The sequence below is a fragment of the Streptomyces sp. GB4-14 genome (assembly GCF_022696125.1).
Taxonomy (GTDB): domain Bacteria; phylum Actinomycetota; class Actinomycetes; order Streptomycetales; family Streptomycetaceae; genus Streptomyces; species Streptomyces werraensis.
Window position 1 is genome coordinate 4,715,554 of record NZ_RZHO01000002.1, and the last position, 17,859, is coordinate 4,733,412.

A 17,859-nucleotide genomic window follows, 5' to 3' on the forward strand; every position below is an offset into this window, starting at 1 on the left:
GCCATGAGCGCCATGCACCACGTCCTCGTCGTCGGCCACGGACCCGCGGCGCACCGGCTCGTCGAGCGGCTGCGGGCGCACGGACACCGTGGCCCGGTCACCGTCCTCGGCGCGGAGCGGCGGCCGGCCTACAACCGGGTGCTGCTCACCTCCGTCCTCGACGGCACCCTCACCGCCGGGGACCTGGAACTGCCCGCCCCGCCCGACGGCGTGCGTGTCAGGACCGGCGTCACCGCCACCGACGTCGACCGCGCCCGCCGCCTGGTGCGCACCGACACCGGCGAGACCCACCGCTACGACCGGCTGGTGCTCGCCACCGGCGCACGGCCGAGGGTCCCGCGGCTGCCCGGCCTGCTCACCGCGGACGGCCGGCTCACCGAGGGCGCCACCACCCTGCGCACCGCCGACGACGCCGAACAGCTCGCGGACGGGCCCGTGGTGGTGCTCGGCGCCGGTGCGCTCGGCATCGAGACCACCCTCGCGCTGCTGCGCGCCGGCCGCGACGTCACCCTCGTGCACCCCGGGCCGCACCCCCTGCACGACCGGCTCGACGACACGGCCGGCGCCCTGCTCGCGAGCCGGCTGCGCTCCGCAGGCGCCCGCCTGCGCGCGGGGCGCGCCGCCGTGGAGTACCGGCCCGGCAAGCTTGTCCTGGACGACGGCGAGGTTCTGCGGGCCGACGCGCTCGCGCTGTGCACCGGCGTCGTACCCGAGACCACGCTCGCCCGGCGCGCCGGACTGGCCGTCCGCACGGGCATCGTCGTCGACCGGCATCTGCGCACCGCCGACCCGCGCGTCCACGCCCTCGGCGACTGCGCGGAGTTCGACGGCGAGGTGCCCGGACTCGTCGGCACCGCCTGGGAACAGGCGGAGAGCCTCGCCCGGATCCTCGCCGGTCACGACACGCACCATCGCGCCGGCCGGCCCCTGCTGCGGCTGCGGGCGCCCGGCCTGGACCTGGCCTGCCTCGGTCCGCCCGAACCGTCGGGCGCCACCCGGCACATCACGCTGTCCGACCCGGCCCGGGGCCGCCACGCGGCGCTCGCCCTCGACGGGGACCGCGTCGCGGGCGCGGTCCTCATCGGGCTGCCGCGCGCCGCCGCGGCGCTCGCCCAGCTGTACGCGCGCGGCCTGCCGGTGCCGTCCGACCGGTTCGCTCTCCTGCTGGGCACCCCGGCCGGCGCACACCCCGCCCGCGTCGAACTGCCGGACGCGGCGGTGCTCTGCCACTGCAACCACGTCACCAAGGCCGACCTGCTGCGCGCCTGGCGCGCCGGTGCACGCGACCTGACGGGGATCGCCGCGGCGACCCGCGCCACCACCGGCTGCGGAGGCTGCGCGGACGACGTGCGCCTGGTCCTCGCGTCGGCGACCGGAGCACCCGCGACACCGTCGACCGGAGCACCGGTGACCACAGCACCGTCGGCGACCGGAGGGAACGGCGCCCCATGACCCGCACCCCGCGCACCCTGGTGGTCGTCGGACACGGCATGACCGGCCACCGTCTCGTCGAGCACCTGAGGGCCCACGACCGGCACGGCATCTGGCGTGCCGTCGTCCTGGCCGAGGAGTCCCGCCCCGCCTACAACCGGGTCGCCCTGTCGTCCTACCTGGAGGGCAGGAGCGCCGCCGACCTCACCCTCGCGGACCGCGCCTTCCTCACCGACCCCCTGGTGGAGCTGCGCACGGCCGCCCCGGTGACCGGCATCGACCGGCGGGCCCGCACGGTCACCACCGCCGACGGCACCGTCACCCGCTACGACGCCCTCGTACTGGCCACCGGGTCCCGGCCGTTCGTGCCGCCCGTCCCGGGGCGCGACCTGCCCGGCTGCTTCGTCTACCGCACCTTCGACGACCTCGACGCCCTCCGCGGGGCGGCACGCGAGGGCCTTCCCGGTGTCGTGGTCGGCGGGGGCCTGCTCGGCCTGGAGGCCGCCAACGCGCTGCGGCTGCTCGGCGTCCGCCCCCATGTCGTGGAACTGGCGCCGCGCCTGATGCCGGTGCAGCTCGACGACGGGGGAGCGCGTGTGCTCACCCGGCTCGTCACCGGCCTCGGACTGCGGGTGCACTGCGGCACCGCCGTCCGGGAGATCCGTCCGGCAGCCGACGGCCGGGTCGGCGGGGTCACCCTCACCGACGGCACCGCGCTCGACGCCCGGCTGGTGGTGTTCTCCGCGGGCGTGCGCCCCCGCGACGAACTGGCCGGACCCGCCGGACTCGCCACGGGCGGACGCGGCGGCTTCCTCGTCGACGACCTGTGCCGCACCGAGGACCCGCACATCTGGGCCGTCGGCGAGTGCGCGGCCGTCCGGGGCCGCACCTACGGGCTGGTCGCCCCCGGCTACCGCATGGCCGAACTCGTCGCCGACCGGCTGCTCGACCGCCCCACGACCCCCTTCGCCGACCCCGACACGGCCGCCAAGCTCAAACTCCTCGGCATCGGCGTGGCCAGCTTCGGCGACGCCCACGCCGAGACCGAGGGCGCCGTGGAGTACGTCCTGCGCGACGACACGGCGGGCACCTACGCCAAGCTCGTCCTCGACCCCGAGGGGCGCGTCCTGCGCGGCGGCGTGCTCGCCGGCGACGCCGGCGCCTACCGCACCCTGCGCGCCCTGACCGGCCGCGAACTGACCGCCCCGCCCGACCTGTTGCTGTCATCACCGGGCCCCGGCGGCCCGCCGCCCCCGCGCCGCGCGGCGGACGCGGCCTGACTTGACGGAGTAGTGACCGGCGGTTGGCGGCCGGCCCGGCACCGGGGCGACGATCACTGTGGCCCCACGGTGCGCGCCGCGCCGCCCCCGACAACGCCGAGGCGGGAAGAGAGGTTCACCCGATGCCCAGTCGCACAGTGGTCGTCCGGACGACGGCGGGACGAGTGGCCGGAGAGCGGACCGACGGACTGACCGTCTTCCGGGGCGTGCCCTACGCGGCCCCGCCGGTGGGCCCGCTGCGGTTCTCCTCGCCCCGGCCGCCCGAACCGTGGCAGGGCGTACGGGACGCCACCGCCTTCGCGGCCCCCTCCCTGCAGGGCGACTACCTGCCCGACAGCAGCGAGGACAGCCTCTACGCCAACGTGTGGACCCCGGACACGGACGGCAGCCTGCCGGTCCTCGTCTACATCCACGGCGGCGGCTGGATGCTCGGCGCGGGCAGCGAGCCCGACTACGACGGTGCCCGCACCGCCGTCCACGGCCGCATGGTCGTCGTCAACTTCAACTACCGCCTCGGCGTGTTCGGCTGGGGCCTGCACGAGGACCTCACCGACCCTCGTACGGGATCCTGCGCGAACTGGGGCCTGCAGGACCAGGCCGCGCTGGTGCGCTGGGTCCGCGACAACGCCGCCGCGTTCGGCGGCGACCCGGACAACATCACCGTCTGCGGCACCTCGGCGGGCGGCTCCAGCACCTGGCAGCTCGCCCTGCTGCCCGAACTGCGGGGCGTCATCAAGAGGATCGTCCCGGTCAGCGTCAAGCACGTGTGGGAACCGGCCAGCTCCACCACCCCCGAGGAGTCCCGCCGGGTCTACGAGCACCTGGCCCGCCGCTTCGGCACCACCGTGCCCGGCCTGCGCGAAGTGCCGGCCGCCGACCTGCGGGACGCCTGGGACGAGGTGTACGCGGGCAGCCCCGCCGAGCGGTTCGTGGAAGGCGGCCGGGAGTACCGGGGCCCGGTCGTCGACGGACGGTGGATGCGCGGCTACGACCACGCACTGCCCACGCCCGGCATCCCCATGATGCCGATCTACTGCCGCACCGAGGGCTCCTTCTTCACCACCGGCCCCGGCTACCCCTACCCCGGCCCGCACCCGGCTGACGAGGCAGGACTGCGCGCCGCCGTCCGCGAGGTCCTCGAGAAGGGCGCCGTCAAGGTCACCGACGAGCAGGTGGCGGAGTGCATCGCCCACTACCGGCGGGCGTCCGGGACGGAAGGGCTGCCCGTCGACCCGGTGTCGGTGTGGACACAGGTGTGGGGCGACGGGCTGTTCCGCCACCTGATCGTGCGGCTGGCCGAACGGCACGCCCGCGAGCGCGACCCCGCCGCCTCACCGCAGTACCTGATGGAGTTCTCCCACCCGCTCAGGCCGCCGTACGCCGGCACCACCCCGCACGAGGCCGTCGCGAAGTTCCTCTTCGGCACCTTCAGGCTGCCGGTCAACGCACCCTTCTACGGGGACGGACCGCTGGAGCGGCGGATCTCGGACACGCTGATCGACCTGGTGGCAACCTTCGCCCGCGGCGAACCGCCGAGCAGCGAACACGCGCCCGCCTGGCCGGTGTTCACCCCGGACCGGCCCAGCGTGATGGTCCTCGGCGGCGAGCGGGTGGCCCGGATCGGCACGGTGTCGGCCCAGGCCCACCTCGCGTACTGGGACCGCGCCGGCTGGGTGCCGCGGCCCTGAACATCCCCGGCCATACACCACGACAGCAACGAAAGGACTGGGACTTCGATGTGCGGACTCGCAGGCTGGGTCGCCTACGACCACGATCTGTCGGCACACGGCGGGACGGCGTCGGCCATGACGGAGACGCTCGCGTGCCGGGGTCCCGACGACCGCGGCGTGTGGATCTCGCCCCACGCGATCCTCGGGCACCGCCGGCTCTCCATCATCGACCTGGAGGGCGGCCGCCAGCCCATGCACGTCACCGGCGAGGGCGACGGCCTCCCCGTCCTCGTCTACACCGGCGAGGTGTACAACTACCGCGAGCTGAAGGACGAACTCGTCGGCCTCGGCCATGACTTCCGCACCTCCAGTGACACGGAGGTGGTCCTGCACGCGTACCTGGAGTGGGGCGAGCACTTCGCCGAACGCCTCAACGGCATGTACGCCCTCGCCCTGTGGGACCCGCGCACCGAGGAACTCCTCCTCGTCCGCGACCGCATGGGCGTCAAGCCCCTCTTCTACTACCCCACGCCCGACGGGGTGCTCTTCGGCTCCGAGGCCAAGGCCGTTCTGGCGCACCCCGACGCCGAGGCGGTCGTCGACCGGGAGGGCCTGGCGGAGATCTTCGCCATCATCAACACTCCCGGCCACGCCGTCTTCAAGGGCATGCACGAGGTGGTGCCGGGCACCGTCGTGCGCTTCCACCGCGGCGGCCACACCACCCGCACCTACTGGCAGTTGGAGGCCCGTCCGCACACCGACGACCTCGACACCACCATCACGCGGATCCGTGAACTCCTCGAGGACATCGTCGAACGCCAGCTCGTCGCCGACGTCAAGGTGGGCACCCTGCTCTCCGGCGGCCTCGACTCCAGCGCCATCACCGCGCTCGCCGCGAAGGTCTTCCGCGACCAGGGCAAGCAGGAGCGCATCAAGGCCTTTTCCATCGACTTCAAGAACAACGAGGAGAACTTCCGCGGCAACGGCATCTGGATGGACCCGGACACGCCGTACGCGATCGACGTCGCCCGGCAGTCCGGGGCCGAGCACGTCGTCGTCGAGCTGGAGAACCACCACGTCCTCGACGAGGACGTGCGCATGCGGGTACTGCGCGCCCAGGACCTGCCCATCTCCACCGGCGACATGGAGCACTCCCTGTACCACCTGTGCAAGGCCCTCAAGGAGCAGGTGACGGTCGCCCTGTCCGGCGAGACCGCGGACGAACTCTTCGGCGGCTACAACTGGTTCTTCGACAAGGAGGCCGTCGAGGGCGACACCTTCCCCTGGTACGACGCCTGGCGCCGGCTCGGCGGCCTGGACACCATGAAGGAGATCGGCCTCTGGGACCGGCTCGGCCTCGACGAGTACGTCGCCAAGCGGTACGCCGAGGCGCTCGCCGAGGTCCCGCGCCTGGAGGGCGAGTCCGCCGACGAGGCGCGGATGCGGGAGCTGTCGTACCTCAACATCAGCCGCTGGGAGAACTTCCTGCTGGACCGCAAGGACCGCATCAGCATGGCCGCGAGCCTGGAGGTGCGGGTGCCGTTCACGGACCACCGGCTGGTGGAGTACGTCTTCAACGTGCCGTGGGCCATGAAGACCTTCGACGGCCGTGAGAAGAGCCTGCTGCGCGCCGCCGCGAGCCACGTCCTGCCCGAGTCGGTGCTGGAGCGCAAGAAGAGCCCCTACCCGTCCACCCAGGACGTGGAGTACGTGCGGGCCCTGCGCGCCAAGGTCGAGGCCCTGCTGGACGGTTCCCCCGTGCTCGACCTCGTGCCGGCCGAGGGCATCCGCAAGCTGCTGGACAAGCCCGTCGAGTCCTACGCCGGCCTCGGCGGCCTGTGGGGCATGCGGGCCGTGATGGAGCGCCTGGTCGAGTTCGACGCGTGGGTGAAGGAGTACGACGTCCGCGTGGAGTGGTGACACTCCCACCGGCACGGCGGTGCGGCGCGGCACCCGGACGGGCGGCGCGCCGCACCGCCGCGCGATCCGACCCCCCCCTCTCGCACCGGCGGAAGGACGCTCATGGACACTTCAGGTCTGCCCCTCGTGGTCGACGACTCCCCGGAGTGGGGCAGCAAACGGCTCGACCTCGACGCCTATCTCGCCCGCGTCGGCTACCGGGGGCCGCGTGAGACCTCCCTCGCGGCGCTCCGCGCCCTGCACCGCGCCCATCGGGACTCCGTCTGCTTCGAGAACGTCGACATCGCCCTGGGGCGCACGGTCTCCCTCGACATCGACGCCGTCCAGCGCAAGATCGTCCAGGCGGGCCGCGGAGGCTACTGCTACGAGACGAACCTGCTGTTCGCCGCCGCGCTGGACCGCTTCGGCTTCCCCGTCACGCGGCTGCTGGTCCGCATCCGCGAGGGCAGCGGAAAGCGCCGGTTCCGCTCCCACACGGCCCTGCTGGTGCGCGCGGACGACACCGTGTGGCTGGCCGACCCGGGCTACGGTTATGCCGCGCTCATCGAACCCGTCGCCCTGCGGCCCGAAGCGGTCAGCACCGTCGCCGGCTGGTCGTGGCGGCTGACAACCGAGGACGGTCACTGGCTCCTGCAGTACCGGCGGCCCGAAGGCTGGTTCGACCTCTACGCCTTCCGCACCGAACCCCAGTACGCCGTCGACTTCCACGCCGCCCACTACGTCAGCTCCACCCGTCCCGGCTCGCCCTTCGTCGGGCAGCTCGTGGTGCAGCGGGCCAACGACGAGGAGCGGTACCGGCTCAAGAACAACGAGTTCATGACCGAGTACCGCGGCGGCGAGCAGCGCGTGCGCCTCCTGCGCCCGCACGAGACCGTGGACGCCGTGCGCACCACGTTCGGGCTGCCGCTCACCGAGGAGGAGGAACGGCTGCTGCACGACTTCCTCGCCGCCCGGCGGTGACGGGCGCCCGGCCCTACGAGAACTCCCCGCCTTCCGGGCGGGGAGTTCTCGTATGAGGGCCTCAGCTCCGCACCCCTCGCGGGGCCGGCGCCGCCGGCACGGCCTCCACGACACCGACCGGGCTGCGTCCGCTCGTGTCGACGACCGCCCGGGCGACCTCCGTGCGGAGCGGCCGGCGTGCCCCGGCCGGCGCACGCCACCGCCGGTGCGAATCACCCGCCGGCAGCGGCCGGCCGGGGTCCCGGCCGATCGGTCCCGACGGTGGACTTGTCACGCCCGTCGGGCCGACCAGCACGACCAGCGGCCCGCTCATCGCACGGTGAGGTGGTCGAGGTACGAGGCGACGTTGCGGCGGGTCTCGGCGACGCTGTCGCCGCCGAACTTCTCCGCCACCGCGTCCGCCAGCACCAGCGCCACCATCGCCTCGGCCACGATCCCGGCCGCCGGGACCGCGCACACGTCCGAACGCTGGTGGTGCGCCTGGGCGGCCTCGCCCGTGGAGACGTCCACGGTCCGCAGCGCCCGGGGCACGGTCGCGATCGGCTTCATCGCGGCCCGCACCCGCAGCAGTTCCCCGGTGGACAGACCGCCCTCCGTGCCGCCGGAGCGGCCCGAGGCCCGTCTGACGCCGTCCGCGGTCGGGAGGATCTCGTCGTGCGCCTCGGAACCCGGCACCCGCGCCAACGCGAAACCGTCTCCCACCTCGACGCCCTTGACGGCCTGGATGCCCATCAACGCGCCGGCGAGCCGGGCGTCGAGCCTGCGGTCCCAGTGCACGTGCGAGCCGAGGCCGACCGGCACGCCGTACGCCAGGATCTCCACCACACCCCCGAGGGTGTCGCCGTCCTTGTGGGCCTGGTCGATCTCGGCGACCATCGCCTTCGACGCGTCCGCGTCCAGACAGCGCACGGGATCCGCGTCCAGCCGCTCCACGTCCGCCGGCGTCGGGTACAGGCCCTTCGGCGCCTTGGCCGAGGCCAGCTCCACGACGTGGCTGACGATCTCGACGCCGGTGGTCTCCTTCAGGTACGACCGGGCCACCGCGCCGAGCGCCACCCGGGCGGCCGTCTCCCGTGCCGAGGCGCGCTCCAGGACCGGGCGTGCCTCGTCGAAGCCGTACTTCTGCATGCCGGCGAGGTCGGCATGGCCGGGACGCGGACGGGTCAGCGGGGCGTTGCGGGCCAGCCCCCGGAGGATGCCGGGGTCGACCGGGTCGGCCGCCATGACCCGCTCCCACTTGGGCCACTCGGTGTTGCCCACCATGACGGCGACCGGGGAGCCCAGGGTCAGTCCGTGCCGGACGCCGCCCAGGAACGTGACCTCGTCCCGCTCGAACGTCATCCGGGCACCGCGGCCGTGACCGAGCCGCCGCCTCGCCAGGTGGTCCGCCACCATGTCCGTGGTGACCGGCACGCCGGCGGGAAGGCCCTCCAGCGTCGCCACGAGTGCGGGACCGTGGGACTCACCCGCGGTCAGCCAGCGCAACCTGCTCAACGGCGCCGCGCTCCTTTCCCGTCGCGTGGGGAAGAACCTCCCTGACGAGGTCGCCGACGATGCGCACGCCGTCCTGGGTGAGCACCGACTCGGGGTGGAACTGCATCGACGCGAAGTGCGGGCCGCGCAGCGCGTGCACCTCACCGGTGTCGGGATCGCGGCTGACCTCCACCACGCCCACCCCCTCGCACTCGGCCTTGTCCTCCTCGGCGCGGGCGGCGAACGTGTTGTAGAACCCGACCCGCTCCCGGGCCCCGAACAGGTCGATCTCCCGCTGCACGCCCTGGTTGGGCACCGCCCGGCGCACCAGCGGGAACCCGAGCAGCGTGCACAGCGTCTGGTGGCTGAGGCAGACGGCGAGGAACGGGCGCCGCTCGTCGAGCAGGGCGCGCACCGTGGCACGCAGGTGGGCGATCTTCGGGTGCCCGACGTCGCGCGGATCGCCCGGACCGGGCCCCATCACCACCAGGTCGTAGCCGTCCGTGGAGTAGGGCTCGTCGAAGCGGCGGACCGTCACCCGCAGCCCGAGGGAGCGTAGTTGGTGGTCGAGCATGGACGTGAACGTGTCCTCGGCGTCGACGACCAGCACACGGCGTCCGCTCAGCTCAGGACCGGGTCGCGCCGCGGAGCCGTGACCGGCCAGCCAGAAGCCGGCGAGGGTGGCGTTGCGCTGCTCCAGCGCCGACCGGACCTGCGGATGGTCCGCGAAGCGGGCCGGCCCCTGGCTCTCGAAGGCCGCGAGCAGACCGGCCGCCTTCGCCGCGGTCTCGGCGACCTCGCTCTCCGGGTCGGAGTGCCGTACGAGCGTGGCGCCGACGCCGATCCGCAGCCGTCCGGCGGCGTCGATGTCGGCGGTGCGGATCAGGATGGAGGAGTCCAGGGCCCGACCGCCGTGCTCGTCACGGCCGATCAGCGCGACGACACCGCTGTAGTAGCCGCGCCCCTCGGGTTCGTACCGGTTGATCACCCGGCAGGCGTTCTCCAGCGGGCTGCCGGTGACGGTCGGGGCGAAGAGCGTCTCGCGCAGGATGTCGCGCGGGTCCCGCGTGCTGCGCCCCTCGATGAAGTACTCGGTGTGGGCGAGCCGGGCCATCTCCTTGAGGTACGGCCCGACCACCCGCCCGCCCTCCTCGCAGATCCGGGCCATCATCTTCAGTTCCTCGTCCACGACCATGTACAGCTCGTCGGCCTCCTTGCGGTCGGCGAGGAAGTCGAGCACCTCGGGCAGGGCGGGACCCGTGGACGGGTAGCGGTAGGTGCCGCTGATCGGGTTCATCACCGCCCGGCCCTCGCGCAGGCTGATGTGCCGCTCGGGAGTGGCGCCGACGAGCGTGCGCGAGCCGGTGTGCACCAGGAACGTCCAGTGGGCGCCGCTCTCGCGTTGCAGCAGACGCCGGAACACCGCCAGCGCGTGCCGCGGGGTGTAGCCGGTGATGTCGGCGGTGTAGGTGCGCTTGATGACGAAGTTGGCACCCTCCCCGGTGCCGATCTCGTCCTTGACGACCCGGCGGACGGTGGCGGCGTACTCCTCGTCCGGGACGTCGAAGCGGCCCCCGGACAGCTCCACGGGCAGGTCGGGGATGCGGGTGAGCACCTCGGCGACGGGCACGGCGGCCTGGCCGGTGACGGTCATGGCCACCAGCGGCGTGCCGTCGTCGGGGCAGTCGAATCCGCGCTCGGCGATCTGCCGGTAGGGCACGAGGGCCAGGACCTCGTGGCGGGGACCGCCGGACGTCTCCGCGGTGTCGGGCAGGGGCAGTTCGGCCAGGGTGCGCGGCTCGGACGCCTCGCCGACGACGACGTCCAGCACGCCCGGACCCGTCGTCCCGGGGCGGTGCAGCAGGGCGTACGCGGCCGGTGGCCGGTCGCCCAGGATCCGGCCGAGCAGGTCGCCGCTCGCGGTGCCGGTCATGCCAGGACCTCCTTGGTGGTGACGACGACGGCGCAGCGCTGCGCCGCGTACTCCAGGGCCAGCCGGTGGTGGTGCTCGGAGAAGTCGGCCACGGCGTCGGCCACCAGGAACGGCCGGATGTCGTGGGTGAACGCCTCGACGGCGGTCATCAGCACGCCGACGTGGGCGTACACGCCGCACAGCACCAGCTGGTCCCGGCCGGCGGCGCGCATCCGCTGCAGCAGGTCGGAGCGGAAGAACGCGCTGTAACGCCACTTGGTGAGCTGCCAGTCGCCGGGGGCCGGGGCCAGTTCGTCGACGACCTGCCGGTCGGCGGGGGCGGTGCGCATGCCCGGGCCCCAGAAGTCCTTCAGGAGGCCCCGCTGTTCGTCGGTCATGCCGCCGGGCTGCGCCGTGTACGCCACCGGCATGCCGAGTCCGGCGCAGTGCTCGCGCACCTGCCGGGCGTTGCTCACGAGTTCCTCCCGCAGGCCGTCGGGCAGGGGCCGCAGGAAGTAGCGCTGCATGTCGTGCAGCAGCAGGACGGCGCGGTCCGGGTCGACGGACCACTGGGCCACGTTGCCGGGCAGGTCGCCGGCCGTCGGCATCGGGTAGGGGGTGATCTCCGGTATGCCTGGCATGAGGTGCTCTCCTGGTCGCCTCAGGTCGGTGGGGGGGGGTCGGGGCTCAGGCGCCGAGCGCGGCGCCGCCGTCGACGGTGAGTTCGTGCAGGGTGATGTGGGAGGCCTCGTCGGACAGCAGGAAGGCGACGGCGTCGGCGACGTCCGAGGGGCGGGCCACCTTCCCCAGCGGGATGCCGACCCGGAACGCGTCCAGCCGCCCCTCGATCGTGTGCTGCGGGCCGGACTCGTCGTGCCACATGGAGGTGAGCATCGGGGTGCTGGTGGAGCCCGGCGCCACCACGTTGCAGCGGATGCCGTCCCGGGCGACCTCCAGGCCCAGGCTCTTGGTGAACATGGTCGCCGCCGCCTTGGACGCGGCGTAGGCGGCCATCTGCACCCGCGGGGTGGAGGCGGCGTTGGACGCCACGGTGACGATCGCGCCCCGCCGGCGCGGCAGCATGCGGTTGACGACGGCCCGCGACATCAGGAAGACACCGGTGGCGTTGACGGCGAACGTCGTCGTCCAGTCCTCGTCGGTGAGGTTGCGCACGGTGCCCAGGCGCAGCACGCCGGCCCCGTTGACCAGGTACTCCAGCGGGCCGAGGCGCTCCTCGGCCGTGCGGACCACGGCGTCGACGTCGGCGGCGCTGGTGACGTCGGCGGGCAGGGCCTGCGCCTCCAGACCGTCCGCGCGCAGCTTGTCCACCACCTGCCGCAGCCGGTCGGCGTCGCGGTCCACGGCTCCCACCACCGCGCCGCGAGCGCCGAGGGCGCGGGCCACCGCCTCGCCGATGCCGCCCGCCGCCCCGGTGACGAGTGCGACCTTTCCGTCCATTGTCAGGACCTCCTCATCTGCGTGTCTGCCCGACGGCCGTGCCGCGTGCCGGTCGGGGTGGGTGGCGGAACTGTCAGCCGAGCCAGGCCGAGGCCACGGCGACGGCCTGGCTCGGGTTGAGGCGCGGATCGCAGTAGGACGTGTACTTGTCCGCGACGTGATCGACGCAGGCGTCGTTGGGGACGCACTCGGTGACGTCGTCCGGCGTGGTCTCCAGGTGCAGCCCGCCGATGATGCCGCCCTCGGAGCGCACCGCCTCCTGGAACTCCTGGATCTCCCGCTCGATCGACTCCAGGTAGCGGGTCTTGAGGCCGCCCGGCAGGGCGACGGTGTTGCCGTGCATGGCGTCGGTCAGCCAGATCACGGGGTGCCCGGCCTCGCGGGCCGCGGCGACGAGTCCCGGCAGCCGGTCGCCGACCGCGGACGCTCCCATCCGGGCGATGAGGGTCAGGCGGCCCTTCTCCCGGTCGGGGTCGAGCCGTTCGCACAGCCCGAGGAGCTCGTCGGCCGTCACCGTGGGCCCGATCTTGCAGGCGACCGGGTTGGCGACCTGGGACAGCAGGGCGACGTGCGCGCCGTCGAGCTGGCGGGTGCGCTCGCCGATCCAGGGCCAGTGCGTGGAGGTGAGGACGAGCCGGCCCCGGTCGTCCCGGCGGACCATGGGGAGTTCGTAGTCCAGGATCAGTGCCTCGTGGCTGGTCCACACCGGCGGCTCGACGGCCTGCCGCGGTCCGGCGCCCCGCCAGCCGAGATGGGTCATGATCTCGCGGGCCGCCCGGTAGCAGTCCAGCATGCGGCCGGGCTCGGGGCGCCGGCTCTCCGGGTCGGGCTCCGGGCCGTTGACCATGTGGCCCCGGTAGGAGGGCAGTTCCGTACCGCCGACCAGTTCGGTCGGGCTGGAGCGGGGCTTGCCGAACTGGCCCGCTATCCGGCCCACACGGATCACCGGCTTGTGCGTGATCATCTTCAGCGCGCCGGCCAGCAGGTCCAGCACCGCGGTCTTCCGGGCGACATAGCCGGGCGTGCACTCGGCGGGGTCCTCGGCGCAGTCGCCGGACTGGACGACCAGGGCCTCGCCCGAGGCGACCCGGGCCAGCAGCGAACGCAGCGTGTCGACGTCCGCCGCGTCGACGAGGGCCGGGTGGCGGGCCAGGGTGTCCGTGACCTGCCGCACCCGCGCCGCGTCACCCCACTCGGGCTGCTGCCTGGCCGGTTTGTCCTTGATGTCGAGCAGAGCGTCGTCCACTGGTGTCTCCTTTGGCGAAGGGCGTGACTGCGGCGCGCCATCGCCGGGGCAGGGAGGACCCCGTGACCGCGCGGCCGTGCGGGTCTCGGACGTGGGTCGGCGGGGCCCGGCGCACCGGGGGGTGTGCCGAGGGTCGCCGGTCATCGGACAAGCCGCACGAGCGGCACCGCCGCGGGCCGTGGCGGTGGTGCCCGTCCGCGCGTCGGAGGCGCGACGACCGCCACTTCGTCCGGCACGCGTAATAGCTCGGGTGACAGCTCCGCTCATGCGATAGGCGGCGGGAACGCCGCGGCCGGGAATTGCTCGCTTTGCGGCGGGCCCGGACGCCGGGGCACGCAATGAAGCTGCCCCGTAAATGCGTTACCGGCTCGGAGGTGATGCTTTCCGCTTCAACCGGCTCCGGTTCCGGTTCCCGTGCCGGGCCGGGAAACCGGCACGGCCGGCACGGGGCCGCGCGCGGCCCGGTCCCGGTCCGAAGGGCCGTTCGAGCGTCGGCCCCGGGGGAGCCGCGACGGGGCGCGGCGGGAGAAAACAGGTCGTTCGCCCAGGTGGCGGGCACCCCGGTGCCGGTCGGCGTCCGGAGTGCGGACAAGACCCGTGCAGGGCCGTCGAGGACGGCGATGTGGGTCGTGCATGCGGTGCTCCTCGGCAGACGGAGTGGCCGTGCCGGACCTCGGGCCGGCTGTTCGCTCCGATCCTGTATCGAAAGCGAAGGGAGGCCCAATGGCGATCGACGCACTTCGTCAAATAGCCGCTACTTCATCAAGTCGATGTCGGAACCACTTTGCGCCAATGTGGCACGACACCCGTAGTTCATCGCGGGTGCATGCGAATAACCTGACGTTGACGCTTGAACTCGCATGGACTAGCAAGGAGTGACGAGCCGCCATGTCGGACCGGCTGAGGCAACCGGGCGTGCTGGAGCTGGACGAACTGGTCGCGGAGGGCGTCTCGCCCTGGCTGGACGGACTCACCCGCGGTCACCTCGCCTCCGGATGCCTGACCCGGCTCATCGCGCGCACCGGCGTCCGGGGCGCCACGTCCGACCCGGCCGCGCTGGCGGCGGCGGTGGAGAGCGACGACGCCTACCGCGAACAGCTCGCGGGCCTGGCCTCCGACGACATCTGCGCCGCCGACGCGGTGCGCGCGGTGGCGGCGTACGACGTCCGCTGGGCCTGCGACGAACTCCGCCCGGTGTACCAGGCCACACGGGGCCTGGACGGCCTGGTGTCGATGGACCTGGATCCGCGCCTCGCCCACGACGTCGAGTCGGCCGTGGCGGAGGCGGAGCAGGCGCTGCGCGCCGTGAACCGGCCGAACGCGATGGTCAAGCTGCCGGCCACCACGGAGGGGATCGCCGCGATCAGGGAGTGCGTCGGTGCGGGCTTCCCCGTTCATGTCACCGCGGTCTTCTCGGCCTCGCGCTACCGGGAGGCCCTCGATGCCTACGCGGAGGGCCTCCGGCGCGCGCTGGCCGACGGCCGGCGACTGCCGGCGCTGGCCTCGGTCGTCTCCCTGCCCGTGGGCCTGTTGGACGCCGAGGTGGACGCGCGGCTGGAGGACCTGGGCACCCCCGACGCCCTGGCGCTGCGCGGCGAAGCCGCTGTGGCACGGGCCCGCCACCTCTACCGGATGTACGACGACTGGTTCGGCGGCGCCGACTGGCGGGCCCTGGCCACCGCGGGGGGCCACCCGCAGCGGCTGATGTGGACGGCCACGACACCTACCGACCCCTCGTCGTCCCTCACCCGCTATGTCGAGCAGCTCGTCACCTGGGGCACGATCACCCTGATGACCCTGCCCACCCTGGAGGCGGCCGCCCGCCGGCTCGACATGTGCGGCGACACTCTGATGGGCCGTCACGAGGCGGCCGAGGAGGTCTGGAGACGACTGGAGGGCCTCGGCGTCGACGGTGAAGAGGTCGCCAGGAAGCTGGAGGCCGAGAGCGTCGAAGGACTGACGGCCGCGTGGCGCGACCTGTACGCGGCAGTGGACGCGGGGCGGCACACGGCTCACCGGGCGTGACGGAGCCGGTCCGGGGTTGACGCGGCCCGGCGCGAGCCGTCGTCACCGAAGCTTCACGAGTGGCGGGAATCCTTCACCTTCATGGCGCCCCCGTCACCGTGGCCGGGTGTGAAAGACCTCTGGCATAAACGCAGTTGACCGAAAATCGATGCCTCACGTGAGTGAGGGGAGCGGTGAGAGGCGTGCCGTGAGGCGAATGTGACGATGCATCAGGAGGGGCGGCGGGCGCGTTGTCGCACTCAGGCCCGGCTCGTCCGGCCTCGTCACAGCTACCACAGCGGAACGTACGAGCGATGGGTTCACGACGAACTCATTTTGCTGACGCCCTGTTCAGCAAGCGGGGCTTCCGCGCGCATCGGGGTGATTAGCATGAGCCGTACGTGGTCGGAAGATCGCCTTCTGTCGGCGGATCCCCTCTCCGGCCCGCGGCCGTCGTCGTGCGGCTGCCCCCTTCCCCTGCTCTCACCGACCGAGGGACCGCTCCATGCCAGTGCCTGCTTCTCCCAGCCAGCACCCACCGGCGGGGGCGCCGCGCACCTCGTTCGCCGCACGGGCGGCCGTGCTGGTGGTGACCGCCGCCGCCGGTGGCGCGGCGCTCGCCCTGGCGCCGTCCGGCGCCGCCCCGTGGACCCTGGCCGTGGTGCTGGCCGGATGGGCGTGCGTGGCCGTCGCCGTCCTCGTCGACCACCGCCTCGTCCAGAAGGCCCGCGCCGCCGCCGCCGAGCGCGAGTCCGAGGTGAGCCGCCTGCGCGCCGAGGCCGCCCGCCGCTCCGCCGAGATCTCCCACCTGGCCGGAGCCACCCTGCCCGCCGTGGCCGAGCGGCTCCGTGAGGGCACGAGCGCCGCCGACGTGCTGGCCGCCGTGCCCCCGCCCTCCGACCCGCAGCTCTCCCGTGTCACGCACGTCTTCGCCGCCACCGTCGAGGAGGACGTGCGGCGCGTGTTGACGCTCGAGGACGAGTACCGCGCGGTCCGGGACGAACTCGACCAGGCGGCGACCGAACACGACCGGTTCGCACGGGAGACGATGCCGGCCGCGATCCGCCGGCTCCGCGAGGGCCGCTCCGCCGACACCGTGCTCGCCGAGATCGAGCTGCCGCACCACCCCGCCCTGCGCGCCCCGGCGGAATCGTTCATCCGGGAACTCGCCCACAGCGAGCGGCGTGCCGCCGCCGCCCAGGCCGCCTCCGCCAAGGCGCTCAGCCGCGTCCAGGCCAAGGCCGTCCAGATGCTCGCGGACCTGCGCGAGATGCAGGAGCGGCACGGCGAGGAGGTCTTCGGCGACCTGCTCAAGCTCGACCACAGCACCTCCCAGCTCGGCCTGATGACCGACCGTCTCGCGCTGCTCATGGGCGGCCGTTCCAGCCGGGCCTGGAACAAGCCGATCAAGATGGAGAGCATCCTGCGCGGCGCCGCCGGGCGTATCGCCGCCTACCAGCGGGTGCGCCTGCACTGCTCCACCCGTACCGCGGTCGCCGGGTTCGCCGCCGAGGGCGTCATGCACCTGCTCGCCGAACTGATGGACAACGCGGCGAACTTCTCCCCGCCCATCGACGAGGTGCACGTCTACGTCGAGGACCGCAGCGCCGGCATCGTCGTCACCATCGAGGACAGCGGCCTGAAGATGGCCGACGCGGCGATGCGGCGCGCCGAGGAGGCCGTCACCGGCCGCGTCACCGACCTCGCCTCCCTCCAGGGCACCCGGCTCGGCCTGGCCGTCGTCGGCCGGCTCGCCTCGAAGTACGGCATCAGCGTCAACTACCGCCCGTCCTCCCGCGGCGGCACCGGCGTCGTCGTCCTGCTGCCCCTGCACCTGCTCGCCCAGCACCGCGAGCCGGCCCCGCACGAGACATCCGGGCGGGGCGAGTCCCTGGCCGGGCGCGGCGCCGCCGCCAGGGGCGTGCCCGTGCAGTCCCCGTCGGCGTCCCGCGCGTCCTCGCTCCCCGCCCGGGACCCGGACGCCCTGTCCTCCGCCGGCTCCCGGAGCGACGCGGACGCGCTGCCCAGCCGCAGCTCCCGCGACGCCGACGCCCTGCCCGTTCGCGGCTCCCACGGCGACCATGACAACGCTGCCGGGGCCCGCCCCGCGGCCGCCTCGCTGCCCTCCGCCTCCGAGTCCTCCGCCCGCACCGAGCGGTCCGGCACGCCCTCGGTCCCCGGCCAGGGACGGCACCGGCAGCCGGCGAGCACCACCCCGAACGGCCTCCCGGTCCGCGCCCCCGGCCGCACCATGGCGGAGGCCGAACGCGAGCGTGAGCAGCGCCAGTCGGCGGCCGCCCGCTCCGGCGACACGTCGGGCCGGCGCGGTGCGCGCGACGCCGGTTCACGGTTCGGCGCCTTCCACCGCGGCGCACGGCAGTCCGGCAACGGCGCAACCGGCACGCCCGGCGACTCCGGCACCGCACCCCTGCCCCCCGCGGCTCCCTAGTCCACCCCTCCCGTACGGCGCCGCGGCCCGGCCCCGTACGGCGTCCGGGGCGACGG

12 protein-coding genes are annotated in these 17,859 nt (G+C 73.7%); 7 read left to right on the plus strand and 5 right to left on the minus strand.

The genetic code is table 11. The features are described from left to right. Positions 1 to 3 precede the first annotated feature (3 nt). The 5 genes from ELQ39_RS22805 (at position 4) to ELQ39_RS22825 (ending at position 7,261) form a co-directional block, all read left to right on the plus strand. Complete coding sequence (locus ELQ39_RS22805; RefSeq protein WP_242593690.1) at positions 4 to 1,452, plus strand: FAD-dependent oxidoreductase; 1,449 nt, start codon at positions 4 to 6, stop codon at positions 1,450 to 1,452. After that, positions 1,449 to 2,711: an FAD-dependent oxidoreductase gene (locus ELQ39_RS22810; protein ID WP_242593692.1), complete on the plus strand. Its 1,263-nt coding sequence runs from the start codon at positions 1,449 to 1,451 to the stop codon at positions 2,709 to 2,711. The genes ELQ39_RS22805 and ELQ39_RS22810 overlap by 4 nt, the downstream gene beginning before the upstream one ends. A gap of 122 nt (positions 2,712 to 2,833) precedes the next feature. Beyond that, positions 2,834 to 4,399 carry a carboxylesterase/lipase family protein gene (locus ELQ39_RS22815; protein WP_242593694.1) on the plus strand — a complete coding sequence of 522 codons (1,566 nt, stop codon included), beginning with the start codon at positions 2,834 to 2,836 and terminating at the stop codon, positions 4,397 to 4,399. Between the two features lie 48 nt (positions 4,400 to 4,447). After that, positions 4,448 to 6,301: an asparagine synthase (glutamine-hydrolyzing) gene (gene asnB / locus ELQ39_RS22820; RefSeq protein WP_190000371.1), complete on the plus strand. Its 1,854-nt coding sequence runs from the start codon at positions 4,448 to 4,450 to the stop codon at positions 6,299 to 6,301. A gap of 102 nt (positions 6,302 to 6,403) precedes the next feature. Next, entirely contained in the window at positions 6,404 to 7,261 is an 858-nt protein-coding gene (locus tag ELQ39_RS22825; protein WP_242593696.1) for an arylamine N-acetyltransferase family protein, read from the plus strand. Positions 7,262 to 7,570: 309 nt separating this feature from the next. Here ELQ39_RS22825 and aroC read toward each other — a convergent pair whose 3' ends face one another. From aroC to ELQ39_RS22850, 5 genes are all read right to left on the minus strand, one after another. Beyond that, positions 7,571 to 8,755 carry a chorismate synthase gene (gene aroC, locus ELQ39_RS22830; protein WP_242593698.1) on the minus strand — a complete coding sequence of 395 codons (1,185 nt, stop codon included), beginning with the start codon at positions 8,753 to 8,755 and terminating at the stop codon, positions 7,571 to 7,573. Then, positions 8,724 to 10,667 carry a chorismate-binding protein gene (locus ELQ39_RS22835; RefSeq protein ID WP_242593699.1) on the minus strand — a complete coding sequence of 648 codons (1,944 nt, stop codon included), beginning with the start codon at positions 10,665 to 10,667 and terminating at the stop codon, positions 8,724 to 8,726. The genes aroC and ELQ39_RS22835 overlap by 32 nt, the downstream gene beginning before the upstream one ends. Further along, entirely contained in the window at positions 10,664 to 11,287 is a 624-nt protein-coding gene (locus ELQ39_RS22840) for an isochorismatase family protein (RefSeq protein ID WP_225626748.1), read from the minus strand. Before ELQ39_RS22840 ends, ELQ39_RS22835 begins: the two co-directional genes overlap by 4 nt. Before the next feature lie 46 nt (positions 11,288 to 11,333). Then, the gene (locus ELQ39_RS22845; protein WP_190000366.1) at positions 11,334 to 12,104 is read right to left on the minus strand and encodes a 2,3-dihydro-2,3-dihydroxybenzoate dehydrogenase; all 771 of its coding nucleotides are present in this window, start codon (positions 12,102 to 12,104) and stop codon (positions 11,334 to 11,336) included. 73 nt (positions 12,105 to 12,177) lie between these two features. Then, positions 12,178 to 13,350 carry a 3-deoxy-7-phosphoheptulonate synthase gene (locus tag ELQ39_RS22850; protein ID WP_190000365.1) on the minus strand — a complete coding sequence of 391 codons (1,173 nt, stop codon included), beginning with the start codon at positions 13,348 to 13,350 and terminating at the stop codon, positions 12,178 to 12,180. Between the two features lie 888 nt (positions 13,351 to 14,238). Here ELQ39_RS22850 and tal point away from each other — a divergent pair. Together tal and ELQ39_RS22860 are read left to right on the plus strand one after the other, a co-directional pair. Next, the gene (tal, locus tag ELQ39_RS22855; RefSeq protein ID WP_190000364.1) at positions 14,239 to 15,375 is read left to right on the plus strand and encodes a transaldolase; all 1,137 of its coding nucleotides are present in this window, start codon (positions 14,239 to 14,241) and stop codon (positions 15,373 to 15,375) included. A 484-nt stretch (positions 15,376 to 15,859) separates the two neighbouring features. Next, a complete protein-coding gene (locus ELQ39_RS22860) occupies positions 15,860 to 17,803 on the plus strand; it encodes a sensor histidine kinase (protein WP_242593700.1) in 1,944 nt (647 codons plus the stop codon). Positions 17,804 to 17,859 lie beyond the last annotated feature (56 nt).